The 19,843-nt window shown below is 40.2% G+C and carries 15 protein-coding genes and 3 pseudogenes; 2 read left to right on the top strand and 16 right to left on the bottom strand.

Translation table 11 applies throughout. The features are described from left to right. A pseudogene (locus ACQKMH_RS11275) lies at positions 1 to 262 on the top strand (NAD(P)/FAD-dependent oxidoreductase); the annotation flags it as partial. 87 nt (positions 263 to 349) lie between these two features. On the opposite strand, the gene chbG reads toward ACQKMH_RS11275, so the two are convergent. The 5 genes from chbG to ACQKMH_RS11300 are packed head-to-tail and all read right to left on the bottom strand — an operon-like array spanning position 350 to position 4,444. Then, positions 350 to 1,081, bottom strand: coding sequence for a chitin disaccharide deacetylase (chbG, locus tag ACQKMH_RS11280; RefSeq protein WP_427587582.1), 732 nt, complete (start codon positions 1,079 to 1,081; stop codon positions 350 to 352). After that, on the bottom strand, positions 1,078 to 2,421 hold the full coding sequence (locus ACQKMH_RS11285; RefSeq protein WP_427587583.1) for a 6-phospho-beta-glucosidase: 1,344 nt from the start codon (positions 2,419 to 2,421) through the stop codon (positions 1,078 to 1,080). The genes chbG and ACQKMH_RS11285 overlap by 4 nt, the downstream gene beginning before the upstream one ends. Further along, a complete protein-coding gene (locus ACQKMH_RS11290) occupies positions 2,418 to 2,765 on the bottom strand; it encodes a PTS lactose/cellobiose transporter subunit IIA (protein ID WP_230157900.1) in 348 nt (115 codons plus the stop codon). The genes ACQKMH_RS11285 and ACQKMH_RS11290 overlap by 4 nt, the downstream gene beginning before the upstream one ends. 16 nt (positions 2,766 to 2,781) lie before the next feature. Further along, positions 2,782 to 4,131, bottom strand: a complete 1,350-nt coding sequence (locus ACQKMH_RS11295; protein WP_230157902.1) for a PTS sugar transporter subunit IIC — start codon at positions 4,129 to 4,131, stop codon at positions 2,782 to 2,784. A 4-nt stretch (positions 4,132 to 4,135) separates the two neighbouring features. After that, positions 4,136 to 4,444 carry a PTS sugar transporter subunit IIB gene (locus tag ACQKMH_RS11300; protein WP_427587584.1) on the bottom strand — a complete coding sequence of 103 codons (309 nt, stop codon included), beginning with the start codon at positions 4,442 to 4,444 and terminating at the stop codon, positions 4,136 to 4,138. 273 nt (positions 4,445 to 4,717) lie between these two features. Here ACQKMH_RS11300 and ACQKMH_RS11305 point away from each other — a divergent pair, with 273 nt between their 5' ends. Further along, positions 4,718 to 5,434 carry a GntR family transcriptional regulator gene (locus tag ACQKMH_RS11305; protein ID WP_427588482.1) on the top strand — a complete coding sequence of 239 codons (717 nt, stop codon included), beginning with the start codon at positions 4,718 to 4,720 and terminating at the stop codon, positions 5,432 to 5,434. Between the two features lie 340 nt (positions 5,435 to 5,774). On the opposite strand, the gene ACQKMH_RS11310 is transcribed toward ACQKMH_RS11305, so the two are convergent. From ACQKMH_RS11310 to miaB, 11 genes and pseudogenes are all read right to left on the bottom strand, one after another. After that, a complete protein-coding gene (locus ACQKMH_RS11310) occupies positions 5,775 to 6,383 on the bottom strand; it encodes a methyltransferase domain-containing protein (protein ID WP_427587585.1) in 609 nt (202 codons plus the stop codon). Between the two features lie 131 nt (positions 6,384 to 6,514). Next, positions 6,515 to 7,250, bottom strand: a pseudogene (locus tag ACQKMH_RS11315) (SDR family NAD(P)-dependent oxidoreductase). A gap of 198 nt (positions 7,251 to 7,448) precedes the next feature. Further along, entirely contained in the window at positions 7,449 to 7,811 is a 363-nt protein-coding gene (locus tag ACQKMH_RS11320; protein ID WP_427587586.1) for a PqqD family protein, read from the bottom strand. Beyond that, on the bottom strand, positions 7,801 to 9,693 hold the full coding sequence (locus ACQKMH_RS11325; protein ID WP_427587587.1) for an OPT family oligopeptide transporter: 1,893 nt from the start codon (positions 9,691 to 9,693) through the stop codon (positions 7,801 to 7,803). The genes ACQKMH_RS11320 and ACQKMH_RS11325 overlap by 11 nt, the downstream gene beginning before the upstream one ends. A 645-nt stretch (positions 9,694 to 10,338) precedes the next feature. Beyond that, positions 10,339 to 11,001, bottom strand: a pseudogene (locus tag ACQKMH_RS11330) (carbonate dehydratase); the annotation flags it as partial. A 573-nt stretch (positions 11,002 to 11,574) separates the two neighbouring features. After that, positions 11,575 to 11,952, bottom strand: a complete 378-nt coding sequence (locus ACQKMH_RS11335) for a hypothetical protein (RefSeq protein ID WP_427587588.1) — start codon at positions 11,950 to 11,952, stop codon at positions 11,575 to 11,577. Between the two features lie 309 nt (positions 11,953 to 12,261). After that, positions 12,262 to 14,202 (bottom strand): DNA mismatch repair endonuclease MutL, encoded by a 1,941-nt coding sequence (gene mutL, locus ACQKMH_RS11340; protein WP_427587590.1) that lies wholly within the window; start codon positions 14,200 to 14,202, stop codon positions 12,262 to 12,264. Positions 14,203 to 14,225: 23 nt separating this feature from the next. Then, positions 14,226 to 16,853, bottom strand: a complete 2,628-nt coding sequence (mutS, locus tag ACQKMH_RS11345; protein WP_427587591.1) for a DNA mismatch repair protein MutS — start codon at positions 16,851 to 16,853, stop codon at positions 14,226 to 14,228. A 254-nt stretch (positions 16,854 to 17,107) separates the two neighbouring features. Then, the gene (locus ACQKMH_RS11350; protein WP_427587592.1) at positions 17,108 to 17,647 is read right to left on the bottom strand and encodes an outer spore coat protein CotE; all 540 of its coding nucleotides are present in this window, start codon (positions 17,645 to 17,647) and stop codon (positions 17,108 to 17,110) included. A gap of 211 nt (positions 17,648 to 17,858) precedes the next feature. Then, positions 17,859 to 18,287: a RicAFT regulatory complex protein RicA family protein gene (locus tag ACQKMH_RS11355; protein ID WP_427587593.1), complete on the bottom strand. Its 429-nt coding sequence runs from the start codon at positions 18,285 to 18,287 to the stop codon at positions 17,859 to 17,861. A gap of 1 nt (position 18,288) precedes the next feature. Next, positions 18,289 to 19,833, bottom strand: coding sequence for a tRNA (N6-isopentenyl adenosine(37)-C2)-methylthiotransferase MiaB (gene miaB, locus ACQKMH_RS11360; RefSeq protein ID WP_427587594.1), 1,545 nt, complete (start codon positions 19,831 to 19,833; stop codon positions 18,289 to 18,291). Positions 19,834 to 19,843 lie beyond the last annotated feature (10 nt).

A 19,843-nucleotide genomic window follows, 5' to 3' on the forward strand; every position in this document is an offset into this window, starting at 1 on the left:
ATACGCACCAACCGCCCAAAACGCATGGCAAATGGGTGAGCTTGTTGGATACAACCTATATGCAGCCTTTGAAGGCAAAAAACTTGAAGAGTTTTTACCTGTAAACTCAGGTACACTTGCAAGCCTTGGCCGTAAGGATGCAGTGGCAACCGTTGGGGCTAATAACACTTCCCTTAAAGGTCTGCCTGCTACATTGATGAAAGAAGCAAGTAATGTTCGCTATTTATCACACATCAAAGCCCTATTCAGCTTGGCTTATTAATTTGAGATAAAGTAATCATTGAATTAAAAAGGACCATTCATCTTAATGAATGGTCCCCTTTTTGGTTGTAGGATTACCCTTTTTAAATCAAATCTGAACTTGGTTGATGCTATATCTAAGGAAAAATCCTTCTGGCAATTTTGCATTTGTCAAAATCCGCGTTTCCTTTAAGCGTTTATCATTATAAGAAGAAACTTGCAGCAATTCTTCATCCATATAAGCTGGATGAGTCATTATTTCTACGCTTGCCCCGTCCATTATCCTCCCCTTTAAGTTTTGAAAGTAATCTTCAACCACCATTTCTCCATAAAAGTCATCCAGGAATACATCTGTCACGGTTTGTACCCCAACAAGATGTTCTCCAGCATTACGTACTGGCAATCGATATTTCTCTGACAACTTTTGAATAACAGGAAGAAACGCTGTTATCCCGTGTACATGATGATGGCTGTCTAAATGTGTCGGGAACAGGCCAAACTCCAAGAATCTTTCGATCTGTGCTGACCATTCCCTCTCCAACTCGCTCAAGGAAATATCGTTAGTGTCTCCATATACCACCCCTTGCTTCTTGAAGAATCCAGATTCATCAACTAAACTCGGAACGTCGCTCAACAAAGGTTTCCCCCATGTCAGCACTAAGTGTATCCCTACTTTCAACGAAGGCGTTTTCTTTGCGATTTCAATCGCATGCTCCGTTGCTTTTGCATTCATCATGATCGTTGCCGAATTGACAATTCCATATTTATGACAATCCAAAATTCCATAATTCACCGCTTTAGTTAGCCCGAAATCATCTGCATTTATAAGAACTTCAATCATGAGAAGTTATCCTGCAACTCTTTTTTTTTAAAAAACTGGGGCAAATAGTCTTTATGTGCCTCGAGCATTTCGTCTAAGATTAGTTTGGCAACCCGATCACTTGGAACGAGTGGATTAATCGTCATGGCAAGCAACGCAGTATCATAATCACCTGAGATTGCAGCTTCGATGGCTACTCGTTCAAAGGATTTAATTTGCTGAATTAATCCGCGGACAGCGACAGGAAGCTCTCCTACATTGATTGGCTTAGGACCATCCTTAGTTATCACGCAGCTGGTTTCAATCGCCGATCCGTAAGGGATGCCTTCAATCGCACCATGGTTGACGGTATTTACCGCTTGAATATCTCGCTTATCCGTATGCATCGAGCAAATCAACCGTACAGCCGCATCACTGTAGTAAGCTCCTCCGCGCTCTTCTAGTTGCGGCGGCTTGATAGCCAGATTTTGGTCTTTGTAAAGCTCGAATAACTCTTCTTCAAGTCTTTGAACGACCTCAGCACGTGTTTCCCCGTTTTCAGCATCCTTCAATTCTTGAGCCAATACATCTCCCGTTTTATAATAGTAATTGTGGTATGGGCATGGAAACAGATTCAACGCTCTAAGGAATTCCGGCTCCCAGCCCATTGCATGGATATTCTTCATCGTGACAGCTTTCGCTGGATCTGTAATCAGATTGATGATTTGATCTTTGACGCTCTCCCCATCAACGAATACATCCAATCCGTAAACCATATGGTTCAAACCAGCAAAGTCAATCCTGACTCTTGATGGCTCGACGTCCATCAAATCCGCAACACCTCGTTCCATACCAATCGGCACATTGCAAAGGCCGATGATTTTGGAAATATTGCTGTGACGCAGAACTGCTTCCGTTACCATTCCAGCAGGGTTCGTGAAGTTAATCAACCATGCATTTGGACATAATTCCTCCATCTCACGAGCTATATCGAGAATAACGGGAATCGTCCTAAAAGCCTTGAAAAGACCGCCTGGTCCGTTCGTCTCCTGTCCAATGACACCGTGTTTCAAGGGGATTTTTTCATCAAGAGCTCTTGCAGCGAGCTGGCCAACACGCAGCTGGGTTGTTACATAATCCGCACCTTTAAGCGCTTTCTTTCTGTCTAGCGTCAGATGGACTTCTATATCCACACCAGCCTTTTCTATCATCCTTTTTGCCAAATCCCCAACAATTTCAAGCTTTTCCTTTCCTGCTTCTATATCCACAAGCCAAATCTCACTCACAGGAAGTTCCCCATGATATTTAATGAAACCTTCGATTAGTTCTGGCGTGTAGCTCGATCCTCCGCCAATCGTGACAATCTTCAACCCCTTGCTCATTCAGCAGTTCCCTCCTTAACAGCATTTGCATGCAAGAATTCTTCGCGTAGATCGATCATTTCAATTGCAAGATCCTTTAAAGTCATCGCTGTCATTAAATGATCTTGTGCATGCACCAGGATAATGGGAAGTTCAAAATGGTCCCCGCCTGCCTCAGCATGGATTAATTGAGTTTGGTATTTATGGGCTTGCAGCAATTCTGTTTCAGCCTCTGCAATTTTCAAGCGGGCAGAATCGAAATCCTTTTTCTTCGCTTCCTGCATCGCTTCCATTGCAAAGCTTCTTGCATTCCCACTATATAAAATCAATTGAAAGGATAGCTGGTATAATTCTTCTTTTTCCATTATCAACACTTCTTTCTTAAACGCTTAACGTTTCTGAATCTTTCGTAAGCTCTGTTTTATTTTTTGTATCTATCTTCACTTGAGCATATACGAACGGTAAATAAATCGCTGTTGAAATGAATAGGTTGATCGCAGCCAATACCGCTCCAGATACATGCCCGCCTGTAGCCAGGAATCCTCCCACAATCGGAGGGGTTACCCATGGAATTTTAGCAACGATCGGGAAAACCATTCCGCTACTTACCGCTATATATGAAATCACCGTTGTAATGACCGGACCGAGAACAAAGGGGATGAACCACATTGGATTCAGAACGATAGGCAATCCGAAAAGGATCGGTTCGTTAATTTGGAACACCCCTGGTGCCCCTCCAAGTGCAATCATCTGTTTATATCGTTTCCGGCCGGCAATGATCATAGCGATGATCAGGCCTAATGTTGCACCAGATCCGCCTAAATAAACAAATGCATCGAGGAAAGAACCTGCCAATACCCCATATTGGTCCATGTCTTTGACACCTTGTGCATATAAATCAATATTTTTCACGCCCGAACTTTCAAAAAGCGGTGTCGTTATCCCGCCAAGGATATTTGGTCCGTGCAAACCGATCATCCATAATAAATGAACAAGAAATACTAGTAAAATAGCGAATGGTAATGAATCTACGGCACTTTGTAAAGGAGATACAATCACTTTACTCAGCCAGTCATTTAATACCTGCCCATCCGTAGCTTTACGGAATAGCAATCCAAACACACCAGCGGCAAAGATTGTTGCCATACCGGGCACTAACTTTGCAAATGAACGGGCTACCGCTGGAGGTACTCCATCAGGTAACTTAATGACTAAATATTTGACTCTTGAAAGTCTCACGAATATTTCCGTTGCTATTAAGGCAACGACTATTCCTGTAAATAGGGCCGTTGCATTAAAATAGTTCACACTTACGAATCCCCAGGCCCCGCCTGTAACCGCTTTATCATCGATCGTTAACGTGACATTACCGATTTGGGGCAATAATAAGAAGAAACAGGCCGCGGAAACCAGCATGGCCTCAAAACCATCATCACCGTAAGATCTTGCTAGTTTATAAGAAATGCCGAACACAGCGAATACCGTCATGAATGCAAAGGTACCAAACCAAATATCTCCTCCAAGCGTATTCCACGCAGGACCGAAAATGGCCTCCATCATTCTTCCGTACGGCTTGATGACTTGCCCAAGATTATTAAACAGGACGGCAAATGAACCGATCATTGTAATCGCTATCATTCCAATCAATGCGTCACGAATGGCGAGCAGATGCCTGTTATTTCCTACCTTTACAGCTCCGGGCATAATATACTTATCAATAAAAGTCATCATATCCTTATTCTCCTTTTATTAAAGTAGTGGCTTGTTTTAGCACTTCTTCACCATTACATAATCCATAGAACATTGGATCGATGGTTGCGACCGGAATCCCCTTCTCTTTTCCCGCTTGCTGTAACTTGGAAAGCAGATATCGCACCTGTGGACCTAATAAAATGACATCAGCCTTATCCATTTCATTGTTCACTTCTGTCGATCCAACCGCCCATATTTTACAATTCACTCCTTGGACCTTTGCACTTTCCTCCATTTTGGTAACTAATAAACTAGTAGACATACCCGCTGAACAACATAATAAGATATTCATTGAAATTACCCCCCTTTTAATAATTGATTATTCAGTATTTTTAAGTAAAATAAATCCCATTATTATAATTAGCGCTGTTCTTGTGTATTATCACTCCCTTAAAATGGGTATTATTACCTCCATACTTATATTGTAGTTACAAATTAATAAAATATCAACACAAATTTCAAATTGTTACTACAAATTTTCGATTTAAAGTTGATTATTGCACTTATCCGAGATAATCTATATGTATATATTGGAATGAGTATAGGAGGAATCACTGTGGAAACCATGAATAAAGAAGCGGCATTGCATTCCATAGTCAAGGAATCAATTATCGATCTCATAAAAAATGGCGAGTATCAAACGAATACAAAACTACCGACTGAAGCAGAATTTTGTAAAATATATGGTGTAAGCAGGACAACAGTTCGCACCGCCTTACAGCAATTGACCGTCGAAGGCTACATCTATCGTGTTCAGGGGAAAGGGACTTTCGTTTCGGAAAATAAAGTGCAGCAATTCCTTACAAGCACGGTTGAAAAGTTCTCTGAGCAAATAACGATGCAAGGAAAAAATCCTTCCACTAAGGTCATTAGCTTAAAGGTCATTGAAGCGAATGCAACCCTTGCCAAACTCTTCAAGCAAAATATTGGAGATCCAGTCAACAAACTGGAGCGTGTACGTTACGTAAACGATATTCCTCTTCAATACGAAATTGCCTATCTTCCTTGGTATAAGACTCCCGGTCTGAATATTGAGGCATGTGAAAAGTCGCTCTTTAACGTACTTGAAACACAATTCAATTTAAAAGTAAAAAAAACGGTCGAACACTTGGAGTTTTCACTAGCCGACGATTCCATTTCTGACAAGTTGGAAGTGCCTAACGGTTCACCTTGTTTTTCATTGGAAACTTACACTCATGAGAGTGATGGCTCGGTCATAGAATTCTCTAAAACTCTCTTTAGAGGTGATCGGGCACACTTTATCATCGAACGGAACTATTGATTATTAATAGATAAAATAAGACGGATGCCTTATTAATTAAGGCATCCCATTTTTTTGTGCACTTTTTGTACGGCATATTGACTCTAATTCGGAATGCTCTTATCCCGAATCTTGATTTTAAAAGAAAACAGCCGGAAGCTCTGGACCATTTTAACTTTTATGATTTGGCATCAAATTTATATAGAAAAACAATATGAGCTTCAACCTCAAAAGATTTTACAATATGCTGTAAATTAAGCATCCATTAAACGAGAACGAGTGGCTTGTTTCCTCATTTGCACCCAGCAATCAATGAAATTGCTGGGTGCTTTTTATACTTAATTACTTGATTATTATTCGTTTAATTCGGCAATTGATATATGACGAATTTCTCAAAAGGATTCGATTCAGTCAAGCCCGGTAACAACACTTCTTCTTTCAGCTCGAAGACGGTTTGATTTTCGAGAAAAAAAATATAATCCTGTGACCCATAATATAAAATCAATTCGATTCGGCGCGGTTCTGTTTCGATGGACACCAATATGTTATTGATGACCTTCATGAAGATCTGTACGGAAAATGGATTAAAGAAATAAAACCGATTGTCCTTCGCATCAATATCATATTCCTCTGCCAAACAACAGTGGAATTCTATATTGCCATTGCCGGTTTTCCTTTTCTTCCTATAGCTTTTCAGATTCGCGATCGCTTGTTTATAGAAAGATTCATTCATCTCCACGCCAACTACAGATGGTTGATATAAGTGATGGATAAAAAAATTCAATCGTCCTTTACCGCATCCAAAATCGACTATGCGATCATTTCTTTTCAGTGGATATTTTTTGAATAAATATTCCAATGCATTATAGGGTGTAGGCTCGTATCGGTGATAATGCAAAGAATCATTGAAATTTTTTTGTTCACCCTCCGTTTTGATGTTCAGCACTTCATCATAATCTGTTACTTCCATTGTTTCATGCACCTGCTTCATGGTTATTTCAATAAGACATTCCTAACGAAAAACCCCGAATAAGGTTAATCTTATCCAGGGTAAAGTTTTGTTATATAAATGTCCAGACAATTAATTGGATTTTGCTTTAGTTAAATAATCATTAAAATCAGAGATGCTTGGATCGTCTGACCTGTAATCAATTTGGACTCATCAGAGTCAAGGAATAGAACGGTATATCCGATATCATCCGCTTCACCATGATATGGCAATGCATTAAATTTGGCAAAAATGTCGAGTACGGCCGGAGGCATATTATTTTTCGCAGCAGGAGTTAAAATAAGGTCTGGTGCCACTCCATTACAACGAATATGTTCTTTCCCCTACTTGTGGTCAAATTCACTACACCAGCTTTGGAGGTACCATATGCAGACCGTACGGAGTCACCTGTAAGTCCAGCGTATTGATTATCGATCCTCCTCCCGCTTTAATCATGTGGGGAATGGCAAACCTACTTCCCAATAGCACACTTTTTAAATTCACATCTGATAAGCCGGTCCCATTCTTCCAAATGTACATTCACTACATCCAGATCTTTATGTAAGTTAGTTAAACCCACATTATTAACAAGTACCGTAACCGTTCCATATTGTTCAACTGTAAAGTCGACTGCTGCCAGGATAAGAATCTGATTGTCCAGCATCCAAGAACACTCCAGTCGCTTCCCCACCTTTTTTTAATGTTTTCGGCCGCTTCTTTTGCTCCTGCTTCGTTAAAATCAGCAATCACGACTTTGGCGCCTTCTTTAGCCATTAGTGTGGATATGGATAACCCTATACCTGAAGCTCCACCTCTCACTAATGCTACTTTACCTTGTACTCTTCCCAAAATGACCCACCAGCTCTTCAAAATATGAATAAAACTGCATTATGAATCATGACTAACAGTTCAAGATTACAACATATATAAAGATATCACATGTTTTTATACCCATAGTTCACTTACCCAACCGTACCTGAATAGGAATTACCAATACCCAAAACAAAAAAACAAGCTGAAGCATCAAAAAGAGCTTCAGCTTGTTTATCATTTTTCTTCATCATCCCATATGATCCAATCGTGGACCTCAAGAATTTCCAAAAATTTCATCAGCCTCGGTAAGGCTGGTTCTGCTTCCTCGCCAAAATGTTCACTCATCGCTTCGGAAATTTGATTGACATTGCATTTGTACTCCATTTGTTTAATGGCAAATGCCCCAAACTTATCAAGTTTGATTTTTCGAACGGACGGCTGCTTGAAGAAACGGATCGTAATTCGTTCGACAAAATTGGTCCGTTGAATGACTAAAAAAGTTGCTTCAGAAGATTGTTGTTCCAAAGTGACACGTCTTTCCAAAAGCGGAACCATAGTTAACAGGTTCCGCTTTTTTGATTGGCGTTTACGAAGCATCTTCTTTTTTCCCTTTGCTGGATACGTACCAAAGCAATCCAGCTAGAGCAAGGAATAGTAAGAATGGTAGCAAATTGCTGGCTAATTTAGCCGCAGCCGGAACTTGGACACCTGCTGCGATCAATATGGCAATAAGTACACCAATCAATGATTCACCTGCTATTAAACCAGATGCGAACAATACACCTCTATCAACACGAGCTTTAAGCTCTTCTTTCGTTTTCGCGAAGTATTCAACGAAGAAACGTATAAATCCACCAATCATGATTGGGGCACTAGTATGAACCGGCAAGTAAATGCCGACTGCAACTACAAGTGAATTCAAACCGAAAAACTCTAATGTGATGGCAATGGCCGCACCGATAAAGATAAGGGTCCAAGGTAAATCTCCTCCAAGAACTCCTTCAGCAAGAATTTTCATAAGAGCTGCTTTAGGTGCTGGAAGTTCTGCAGATCCCATTGTATAAGCATTGTCCATAAGAATTAGGATAAAACCGATGACAGAAGCGGACGCGACGACACCAATCATCATGGCAACTTGCTGTTTCCATGGTGTTCCGCCCACGATATATCCTGTTTTTAGATCTTGAGATACATCACCTGAAACAGCAAGAGCTGTACAAATGATTGCGGCAACGGTTAGAGCCGCTACCATTCCAGTCGTTCCAGTAAAACCAGTAGCTTTATAGACAATCGCTACAATCAAAAGTGTGGCTATGGTCATTCCAGAAACAGGGGAAGAAGAACTTCCAACGATTCCAACAACCCTCGAGGCCACAGTCACGAATAAAAATCCAAAAATCGCAATCGCAATCGCACCGATGATTCCTACATCTGTTATAGGTGTGAAAGCGATGATTAAAATAACAATGATCGTTCCTAACCAAACGTATTTAGCCGGTATGTCTTTTTCAGTACGGATTGAACCTGACTTAAGTTGTCCTTTATTAGCTTTTACGCCTTTAAGAGTATCAATAACTGAACTGAAAAGGATAGGCAACGTTTTAATCAAGGTAATCAATCCGCCAGTTGCAACTGCACCGGCTCCAATATAACGTATATAATTATCCCAAATTCCCCATGCATCCAATTCACCAATCGGTACATCAGAAGGGAAAATGGCTGTTCCATTACTGCTGCCAAAGAAGCTGATCGCCGGTATAAGAACGACCCAGGCTAATAACCCTCCACCTAGCATTTGACCTGCAACGCGCGGACCAATGATATACCCTACTCCCAAAAGGGAAGGAAAGGCATCAAGACCAACCACTGCGTTTTTAAAATTTGTGATTCCTGTTTCAACTTCTGTTTTGAAAAGCTTAAATCCATCACCAAGCGCTTTAACCACACCACCGATTACCAAACCGGCACCGATTAGTTTGGCGCTTGTACCACCTTTTTCTCCTGACTTCAGTACCTCGGCACATGCCGTACCTTCAGGGTAAGGTAATGTTTCATGTTCCCTAACAATTAATAGCTGCCGAAGGGGCACCATCATGAAGACACCTAAAAATCCCCCGGTTAAAACAATGAAAATGATCAATGCTTGACTCACGTCCATGTCCCACATGAATAATGCTGGGATGGTAAATACTGCACCGGCACCAATAGCCTCCCCTGCCGTGGTCATCGTTTGCACAATATTGTTTTCTAATATAGAATCCCTGCGAAAAATTCCTCTTAAGATCGCCATTGAAATTACCGCGGCGGGTATTGAAGCAGAGACAGTTAATCCAATAAGCAGGCCTAAGTATGCATTTGCTGCCCCGAAGACAATTGCAAGAATGATGCCTAGAATTATTGCAGTTACTGTTAATTCCGGTAAAGATTTAGATGCAGAGACGTACGGGACGAATTTACTCTCTTTTGAATTGTTTGACAATTTAGACACTTCCTATGTTAAACTTTAAAATCACAGAAATCATTATATCACTGTAATTTCTAAACACGCAATGAGAAAACCTGTATATTAAAAAGTTTGATTATACAAAAAAATCAGATTAGTAGTTTCCTGTACGAACAATACGTACCTATATCTATCAACCTCCACCTAATCCATAGCATTATTATTAAAGATAAGTGATCTAGAGGAAACAAAAGATTTCCACCAAATTAACTATATCCAGCACGTGATTCTGGCCTATTAAAATCCATCACCCACTTGAATACAATTATTATACCAATTTGCATACATTCTTAAGCATACATAAATAGTAAGATGACATGGTTTTGAATTAATCAACATATCTCCTGATCCCCTTTATTTTATGTTCACCAGTAATAGGCTGTACGACAAACAAATTTGCCGCAGAAACGGTTGAGGTGACGCCCACCTTTTCAATCATATTGCGTCTTAAGTTTCCCGTGTTTCACTCCCCCTTTTTAAAAGAGCTTTGTTAAACATAATGTAGTGAACAAATAAAAAAGAGACCATTTTATTTGGTCTCCTTGGTGCACCCTTTCTTATTTCTCCTCTGTGAAAAGAACTCGCTGTATACATTCCCTTTTTAATGTTGGTCATAGCAAATCCGCAGGAGCAACGATTTTTCCCAAATAACAGGTGATACGATGCGGGGAATTCTTGATTGACTCGTTGAACTTCATGTGCAAATTCCTTACTATCCTTTGGTACTGGCGAAAGTGCATCCGCTTTTTCTTGAGAATCTATATTAGCTCCAGGTGGTACGAACCTATTAGGTGGAATTCGAACGCCATTTGTAACTACGGCATTATAAGAAATAAATGCGCCTCTCCCTACAATTGCGGTATGAACAATAGAATTAAAACCAACAAATACTTTGTCCGCGATATAACAAGGACCATGGACAAGTGCTCCATGAGCAATGGTCACTTCATCTCCAATGAATATAGAATACCTTTTTGCTCCAACTGAAATCTTTTTATTTAATAAACCATGTAAAATTACTCCGTCCTGGATATTTGTATTAGAACCTATATAAAAAGGGGTTCCTTCATCCGCACGTATACTTACATTAGGGGCTACATAAACATTGTTACTAATAGTAACATCACCTATGACACTGGAAAACTGACTTACAAAGGCTGTTTTATCAATTTTAGGAAAGCGTTGAACAGGATTAAATGAAGTAATAGGGTTGGGACTTATGAATGGTTCAAAGCAGTGAGGATGGTTTTTAGAAGCGGAGTTTGATCCTTTTTTTCCTCCCAAGTAATCACCTGCTTCACAATATATTGGCGCGTATAATCATATTATGCAAGAAGATTGGGTGAGGAATGGGCTATCAAAAATTAAGTCCCAGTATTTTTATAAGAAAAGTGATCATTGTTATATTCGATTTATATAACATTTAAAGAGTAATAAAAGGCCACTAACTCTCTTCGTTAATTTTCTTTAGGATTCAATGCTTAGATTTCCAGTTCTGATGAAAATTTGAAAAATCGTACAAACCGTTCACTTGTTAATCAACCATAATATAGAACAAAACCTATAAAAAATATGGATTTTTTTTGTGAACCATAATCAACTAACTCATTTGTTAGTTGTTTAGGTTAAGGAATATCTTTTAAAAAAACAGGTGATAAACTACAATAAATATTCCTGATCCTTTCCTAAACCACCAGCTACGTTGGTTCAATAAGAAGGAAACATTCACCTACTTCTAACCAGTTAAATTTGTAAATAAAAAGAGCGTTAAACCTTTTGGTTAACGCTCTAGGATTGATTTACGAAAATTGCATTAAAAACTAATACATGAACCTATGCCAAACGTAAATTTCAATATCAATCCTCATTCTCTTCTTCAAATAAATCGTGTTCACCAATATAAATAGGGCCGTTTGCATGATCAATTCTGATTGGCCATTCATACGGAACGGATAAACGGCTGGATATATCTCTCCAAAATTTACTAGAATCGGTTTCAAAATCTTGAAATTCTTTTAATAGTTCTTTATAAGATGCACCGTCAAATTGTATATTCATTTCCTGCAACCTCATGAAAGCCATATGTCTAATTTCTAGCTCTGCTGCCTTTTCCATTTCTTCTTCTGTTGCCTCTCCGATAATGGTTCCTGGCGGGGGTAAGATAGAGTAGATATTATCTACCTCTTCTCCCATTTCCTGTGCGGGAATTAATTTATTCCTGATCCGATTAATCATTAAGTCAACTCCTAATGGTTTTAATCTATTATATATAAGTCTATCGATCTACGTAAACTAATACCCCTTCATTATGAATAATCCGACCTGTAATCCCATCTGCTTCATTTCAAAAATGTATAAATTAGCAACAAATCAAATGACAAATGATGTCGATAATGAAACTTTCGTTAATCTAGTCATGTTACTCAGAATATACAGGACTCTTCTGCAGAAAACCTTTCAAAAGCTCTTGGAAAATTTTGTGGTCAATTAACTGAAAAAGCAATGGAGAACCCTATCAAATAAAGGGTTTTCCATTGCTTTGAATTACATGACCCGCTTGAACATTTTCTCCATTTCATATATGGAATAAGAGATAATGATCGGTCTTCCGTGAGGACATGTGAAGGGATCTGTTGTTCGTCTTAGTTCATCCAATAGTGCTTGTATTTCATCATTGCGCAGATGACGGTTTGCCTTTATGGAGGCTTTACAGCTCATCATGATGGCCGCTTCTTCGCGCAGTTTTTTGATATCGACCTTTTTCATCGATAGCAATTGTTCTATCATTTCTTCAAGGATTTCCTGTTCAATCCCTTTAGGGAACCATTGTGGGTGCGATCGTACAATAAAGGCATTATAACCAAACTCCTCTAAATAGACGCCGACTTTTTCCAACTCATGCCTATATTCATTTATCCGAATACATTGGTCTGTCGAAAATTCAAGCGTAATTGGGACCAGCATATCCTGTAGTTCGTTCTCGACTTGTCCGACTTTTTCTTTAAAATATTCGTATTTGATCCGTTCCTGTGCAGCATGTTGGTCGATGATATACAATCCCTTTTCGTTTTGGGCAAAAATATACGTACCATGCATTTGCCCAATTGGGTACATCGGAGGGATTCGACTTTCGGATTCATTTCCCTCGATTTCTTCCTCTTGTTCGACCGTATAGGTTGTATACTTTTCGGCCGATTCGAAGTATGGTTTTCTTTCATCCTCTGGTAAGACCGGGATATAGGCATCTGTATTTTGCTGCTGTTTTTCATTGCTGTAGATTAATTCCTTCGGTTCGAAATTAAATTCTTCGACATGATCCTCAACATTCTTTTGTTCCTGCTTTTCCCGAATCAAGGTATCCTTCAATAGTGAAGCTTCTTTCTTGGCTTCTTCAAGGACTCGCTTCCCACTTTCCACAACATGGTCCAAATCAAGCGTAGTTTGCTCACTTTTCACCTGTTCCGGCTTTGGTGCAGGTGTATATCCACTTGGAATGAGAGATAACTTATTAAACGCAGATTTGATCGTTTCTGATACGAGGCTGTACAATTCCTGTTCCTTGCTGAGCCTAACCTCCATTTTGGATGGATGGACGTTGACATCGACAAGAATTGGATCCATTTCAATATTCAACAAAGCAATTGGAAACCGGCCAATCGGTAGAAGGGTATGGTACCCATCCAAAATCGCTTTCACTAGTGCATAGTTTTTAATGAAACGGCCGTTTATCATCGTTGATATATAATTCCTCGAAGCCCGCGTGACCTCAGGCATAACGATATAACCCGATAAAGTGAAATCCAAAGAGCTTGCCTGTATGGGAATCATCTTTTTGGCGATATTCGTCCCATAGATTGCAGCTAGCACCTGCCTGACATCACCGTTACCATTCGTATGCAGGATACGCTTCTCATTGTGTGATAAACGTATAGAAACATCCGGGTGTGAAAGTGCGAGCCTGTTAGCGACATCCGTAATATTTCCAAGCTCAGTATGAACGGTTTTCATATATTTCAACCTTGCAGGTGTATTGTAAAATAAGTCGGTAACAAGGATATCCGTTCCTTTACGGCTGGATGAAGCCTCAAGTTCCTTCACCATCCCGCCTTCAAGAAGAATGCGCGTCCCTACGCCTTCGCCTGTGCTGCTTTTCAATTCAAAGCGGGAAACTGAAGCAATACTTGGCATAGCTTCCCCGCGGAAACCAAGTGTCCGAATTCGGAATAGATCGTTTTCATCTTTTATTTTACTTGTAGCATGACGTTTAAATGCTTGCTCTATATCATCAGCCAAAATCCCATCGCCATTGTCCACGATTCGAATGGAACCAAGTCCAGCCTCCACCAATTCAATCTCAATGATGGTACTGTTTGCATCTATGGCGTTTTCCACAAGTTCCTTTACGACTGAGGCTGGGCGTTCAACAACTTCGCCAGCTGCGATTTTATTCGATAAAGCCTCGTCCAGCTGTATGATTTTTCCCATTTTTATCGCCTCGCTTTATTTTCTCATTTAAGTTTCTTTTGCAATTTATAAAGGGTGTTCATCGCCTCTAGCGGCGTCATTTCAAGGATATCCAGCGATTTTATGTCATCCAGTACCTTTTTTTCCTTAGGAGAAGAATTCACTCTTCCTTTATGTGCCTCTTCGCCAAAGAAGGACAGCTGTGCCTCATTGACAGGTATTTCTGGAGCAGCTGCAGCAATCGGTGCTTTTCTAACATCAACTGGCTCTGCTGGCAGCGCCTTTGCTTGTCCATTTTCATTCTCTAAATGCGCTAAGATAGCTGCTGCCCGGTCAATCAACTGCTTTGGTAGATCAGCAAGCTTGGCCACATGAATTCCATAACTTTTATCTGCAGGTCCTTCTTTAATTTTATGAAGGAAAACAACGTTACCATTTTGCTCAATTGCACTGACATGAATATTTTTCAATTTGGGCAGTTCCGATGCTAATACCGTCAATTCGTGATAATGAGTGGAAAAAAGGGTCTTCGCACCGATTTCCTCATGGATATATTCAATTATGGCTTGGGCAAGTGCCATCCCATCGTATGTTGAGGTTCCCCGCCCGATCTCATCAAATAAAATTAAACTGTTTTCCGTCGCATTCATGATGGCATTCCTTGCTTCAAGCATCTCGACCATGAATGTACTTTGACCGGAAATCAAATCATCGGCCGCGCCAATCCTAGTGAATACCTTATCAAAAATAGGCAATTCAGCTATACTCGCAGATACGAAGCATCCAATTTGCGCTAAAATCGAGGTTAGCGCAATCTGACGCATATACGTACTTTTACCCGACATATTGGGTCCAGTGATCAAAAGTAACTCCCGGTCTTCATCCATGAAGCAGTCATTGGGGACATACTCCTGTGATTGAAGAACTTTCTCGACTACGGGATGCCGTCCTTCCTTCAAGACGATTCTTCGATTATCAGTAAAGACAGGTTTCACATAATGGCGTTCTTCGCTAATCGTCGCAAAGCACTGCAGGACATCTAGTTCACTGACGCCCTTTGCTAAATCCTGTAAGCGTGGAATATAACTTTTAACCTCTTCACGCAGATTGAGGAACAGGTCATATTCCAAACCGATGCTTTTTTCCTCGGCTTGTAAAATCAACGCTTCCTTTTCTTTCAATTCCGGTGTGATATAACGTTCGGCATTCGTTAACGTTTGCTTCCGTTCATAGCGTCCTTCTTCAAGCAGATGCAGATTGGCACGTGTGACTTCAATATAATAACCAAAAACACGATTATAACCGATTTTCAATGATCTGATCCCTGTCCGTTCCCGCTCTTCGCGTTCCAGCTGAGCAATCCAAGTCTTTCCGTTTCTGCTGGCATACCTGTATGTATCCAGCTCCTCATGGAAACCGTCCTGAATGATATTCCCTTCCTTGACGGACAACGGTGGGTTTTCAACAAGCGCGGTCTCAAGCAAATCCGTGACTTCTTCACAAGGATCCAATTTATCGGCAAGAATTGAAATTTCCTGATTGGAAGCCATTGACTTCACGATTTCACGGATGATGGGAACTTGTTGCAATGAACGTTTCAACTGAATCAAGTCCCGGGCATTAACATTCCCAAAGGCGACCCTTCCGGCAAGCCGCTCCAAATCGTATACTTCCTTAAGGCGTTCACGTAAGTCTTGGCGTTCGAAGTATTGGTTTTTCAGGGTTTCAACAAGGCTTTGCCTTCTCTCGATCTGTTTTTTATTGATGAGCGGTCTATCAATCCATTGCTTCAACATTCTTCCGCCCATGGCTGTTTTCGTTTCATCAAGCAGCCATAATAATGAGCCCTTTTTACCTTTGGAACGGATCGTTTCGGTCAATTCCAAATTGCGTTTGCTGTAATAATCAATTTTCATATATTGTGACGTTTCATATGCAAGTACTGGCTGTAAATGATCCAGACTGCGTTTTTGTGTGCGGTATAAATAATTCAATAAACGTGTGGTGGTTGTCTTCTGCTTTTCGGCCTTTAAAAGATGCAATAAAGGAACGAAAGATTCACTTTGTTCCAAATTATCTTCTAGGGATAGAGCTGCAGCGCCCCGTTCTTGCAGCCTTTTTTTCCATTCTTCATTGAAATCTTCAGAAATGACCACTTCGCTCGCACCAAGGATGGCAAATTCATTGAGAACTTCTTCGAAACTCTCAATCAATGTGACCTTATTTTCCCCTGTAGATAAATCATTGTACCCAAAACCAAACTGACCATCATGAAAAGAAGTGATGGTAGCGATGTAATTATTCTCCTTTTCGCGAAGACCTTTACTATCCATTTTCGTACCCGGCGTAATAAGCTGGACAACTTCCCTGCGCACCACGCCTTTGGCTTGTTTGGGATCTTCGGTCTGTTCACAAATAGCTACTTTAAAACCTTTTTCTATTAATATATCAATATAATTAGCAGCCGAATGATACGGAATGCCGCACATCGGAATTCGATCTTCGCTTCCACCTTCTCGGCTCGTTAATGTAATTTCGAGCTCCTGTGATGCATTCAGTGCATCGTCAAAAAACATTTCATAAAAATCGCCTAAACGAAAAAATAAAAAGGCATCCTGATACTCTGCCTTAATTTTTAAATATTGCTGTATCATTGGAGTATATCCAGCCATTCCTTCAAAACCTTTCCAAACTAAAATCTATTATTCTTTTATGTCCTACATTATAACATACGGTAATGCAACATTGCCTGCATTCGGAAATTCATCGCAAATCAATTTTTTCCTATGAAGTCACTGTTAAGTGCTATAAATCCGTACAAAAACACATAATGATATTTACCAATTCCCTAAAACATGTCCCATTTCAAAATAAATAAAACCGGATGAAGGGAATGTCATCCGGTAGTTACTTTCCATATTCTATTCTATTCGTCTTCGAATTCATCAAGGAAATCCGGATCTAAATCTTCAAATTCCTCATCATCGAAATCAGAGCCCCAGTCATCCTCACAGCGGCCATCTGGACTAACAGCGACACAAATTTTCGTTTCGCCGACGACTTCCACAAAGAATTCTCTTTCCACATGGACGATGATTTTTTGCCCACATGGGGAGATGCAAGCTTCTAAACAATTCGGCTGTTGGACAGATTTTGCAACGATTTCATGGTCATCAAGACAATCGGGATCACGGTATTTCAGCGAAATCACGTCGGTATATTGCACTTTTTCAGTAACAACTTCCGTTTTTGAATTATGGTTATAAGAATACCAGACGTTGATTTCGTAGCTGCCGTGGATTTCTACCTTTTTGCCGACTTTCTTTGCATCGTATTTATGGTTGATGATCCAACAACCTAGAATGCTAGAAGGATGATGAGCCGGGCAAATGGTGTGAGAGGACTTTGTAAATTTACGTCCTTTTGCCACCACCGCTTTAGTAATTATCTCTCTATATTGTGACATGCTAGCGAACCCTCCTCATACAGTTTCCATTCATCCTATGCGTGGTAAAAGTCTAGTGTGCGTAGAATTTTTTTTATTTGAAAACTGCTGTAATGTTTTAAACCTAGGTTATTTTATGCGCATGTTTTGGGATATGTGTCACGAATGGGCGCCGTATAAGGATTTCCGAATATAAAAAAGCCCTTCTGAAATCAGAAGGGCTTTTTTATATTCATGAACAGCTTCCGCCGCCAGCTTGTACCTGTGAACCTGTCTCGCCGCGAAGGACGTCGCCTTGGGTTGATTCAATAATCAGGTCAGTCACCTTATTCGATACTTGTGATGAGACCATTTGTAAAAGATCATTTACGTCAACTTGGGATTGTTTGAATTCTTGGACGATCGGAAGTTCATCCAATTGTTTTTCCAATGCATCAATTTTCGCCTGAACTTGGCTGTATGCTTTCTCTTTGCCATAATGCTGGAAGTTAACCGCCTGTTTTTGCAAACTTTTGATACTTGCAATCATTTCCCGGATTTTTTGGTTTTCATTGATGTGAGCTTCTGCCCTTTTAAAGAAATCGACTTCTTCCGTGCTGGCAATCATCTCAGCGAGCTCGGCCGCTTTTGTCAGTATGTCATCTTTAGTATATTTCGTCATATTACTCCACCTCAATCGCCGTTGCTTCTTCAACCATATCCCCATTTAATGACCATGTTTTGGTTCCAGTGATTTTCACTTTTACGATTTGGCCAATTGCAGATTTTGGTCCTTTGAAGTTGACGAGCTTATTTTTGGTTGTATAGCCTGCTAATACTTCCGCATTCTTCTTGCTTTCACCTTCTACAAGCACTTCAACAATCTGTCCATCATACTCTTTCATTTTCAACGCACACGTATCATTTACAAGTGCATTCAAGCGTTGAAGACGTTCCTTTTTCACTTCCATCGGTACATTATCCTGCATTTTCGCAGCAGGAGTTCCCTCACGTGGTGAATAAATGTAAGTATATGCTGCATCAAAACCAACTTCGCGGTATAAAGACATCGTTTCTTCAAAGTGCTCTTCCGTTTCATTCGGATAGCCTACAATGATGTCAGTCGTTAGTGATGCATTTGGGATAGCTTCCTTAATCTTTTTTACTAACTCTAAATATTCTTCACGTGTATATTTACGAGCCATGATTTTAAGAGTGTCCGTACTTCCCGATTGAACAGGAAGATGGATATGGTCAACAAGATTGCCGCCTTTAGCCAGAACTTCAATCAAGTGATCATCAAAGTCACGGGGGTGACTTGTCGTAAATCGAATACGAGGAATATCGATTTTGCGAATTTCATCCATCAAATCACCGAAACGATATTCAATATCCGTAAAATCTTTACCATAAGCATTCACATTCTGTCCAAGAAGGGTTATTTCTTTGTAGCCCTGGGCAGCTAAATGACGCACTTCTTGTATAATATCTTCAGGTCTGCGACTTCTTTCTTTTCCCCTTGTGTATGGTACGATGCAGTATGTACAAAACTTATCGCAGCCATACATGATATTAACCCATGCTTTCGTTTTGCCCTTACGCACTTTCGGAAGGTTCTCGATAACATCACCTTCTTTTGACCAAACCTCAATGACCATTTCCTTTGAAAGATAAGCTTCATTAAGAATTTGGGGCAAACGGTGGATATTATGCGTTCCGAAAATCATGTCAACAAAATGGTGCTTCTCAAGAATTCGCTTTACAACTGACTCTTCTTGGGACATGCAGCCGCAAACCCCTAGCAATAAATCCGGCTTTTCCAATTTCAATGATTTTAAATGCCCCAATTCACCAAACACTTTATTCTCAGCGTTTTCCCGAATCGCACAAGTGTTAAGTAAAATGACGTTAGCATCTTCAACCGTGTTTGTAGGCTGATAACCAAGTGCCGTAAAAATGCCCGCCATTACCTCTGTGTCATGTTCATTCATTTGACAGCCGTATGTACGAATGTAAAACTTTTTGCCTTCTCCCATACCACGGAAACCTTCAGGAATCGCAAAATCATCATGGTATTCTACTTCTTCTTTTCCTCGCTTTTTCGCATCTTTTAAGGAAGGCGGAATATAAACGGCTTGAAAGTACTTACTGTAGTCCTTATCGGATTTTTTGTCCGCTGGATTCTCAGCCTGTACTTGTTGTGATTCTAATCGTTGTTTCTCGTTCATAGTTAATCTC

Origin of the sequence: Peribacillus sp. NPDC097895 (assembly GCF_050277555.1) — a bacterium.
GTDB lineage: Bacteria > Bacillota > Bacilli > Bacillales > DSM-1321 > Peribacillus.

What these genes read in the sequence shown, in the direction of transcription:
- chbG (WP_427587582.1), bottom strand. Translation starts at nt 1,081, where the DNA reads ATGATTGAAGTTCTTATAAATGCAGATGATTTCGGGCTAACTAAAGCG.
- ACQKMH_RS11285 (WP_427587583.1), bottom strand. Translation starts at nt 2,421, where the DNA reads ATGAGCAAGGGGTTGAAGATTGTCACGATTGGCGGAGGATCGAGCTAC.
- ACQKMH_RS11290 (WP_230157900.1), bottom strand. Translation starts at nt 2,765, where the DNA reads ATGGAAAAAGAAGAATTATACCAGCTATCCTTTCAATTGATTTTATAT.
- ACQKMH_RS11295 (WP_230157902.1), bottom strand. Translation starts at nt 4,131, where the DNA reads ATGATGACTTTTATTGATAAGTATATTATGCCCGGAGCTGTAAAGGTA.
- ACQKMH_RS11300 (WP_427587584.1), bottom strand. Translation starts at nt 4,444, where the DNA reads ATGAATATCTTATTATGTTGTTCAGCGGGTATGTCTACTAGTTTATTA.
- ACQKMH_RS11305 (WP_427588482.1), top strand. Translation starts at nt 4,718, where the DNA reads ATGAATAAAGAAGCGGCATTGCATTCCATAGTCAAGGAATCAATTATC.
- ACQKMH_RS11310 (WP_427587585.1), bottom strand. Translation starts at nt 6,383, where the DNA reads ATGGAAGTAACAGATTATGATGAAGTGCTGAACATCAAAACGGAGGGT.
- ACQKMH_RS11320 (WP_427587586.1), bottom strand. Translation starts at nt 7,811, where the DNA reads ATGCTTCGTAAACGCCAATCAAAAAAGCGGAACCTGTTAACTATGGTT.
- ACQKMH_RS11335 (WP_427587588.1), bottom strand. Translation starts at nt 11,952, where the DNA reads ATGATTAATCGGATCAGGAATAAATTAATTCCCGCACAGGAAATGGGA.
- mutL (WP_427587590.1), bottom strand. Translation starts at nt 14,202, where the DNA reads ATGGGAAAAATCATACAGCTGGACGAGGCTTTATCGAATAAAATCGCA.
- mutS (WP_427587591.1), bottom strand. Translation starts at nt 16,853, where the DNA reads ATGGCTGGATATACTCCAATGATACAGCAATATTTAAAAATTAAGGCA.
- ACQKMH_RS11350 (WP_427587592.1), bottom strand. Translation starts at nt 17,647, where the DNA reads ATGTCACAATATAGAGAGATAATTACTAAAGCGGTGGTGGCAAAAGGA.
- ACQKMH_RS11355 (WP_427587593.1), bottom strand. Translation starts at nt 18,287, where the DNA reads ATGACGAAATATACTAAAGATGACATACTGACAAAAGCGGCCGAGCTC.
- miaB (WP_427587594.1), bottom strand. Translation starts at nt 19,833, where the DNA reads ATGAACGAGAAACAACGATTAGAATCACAACAAGTACAGGCTGAGAAT.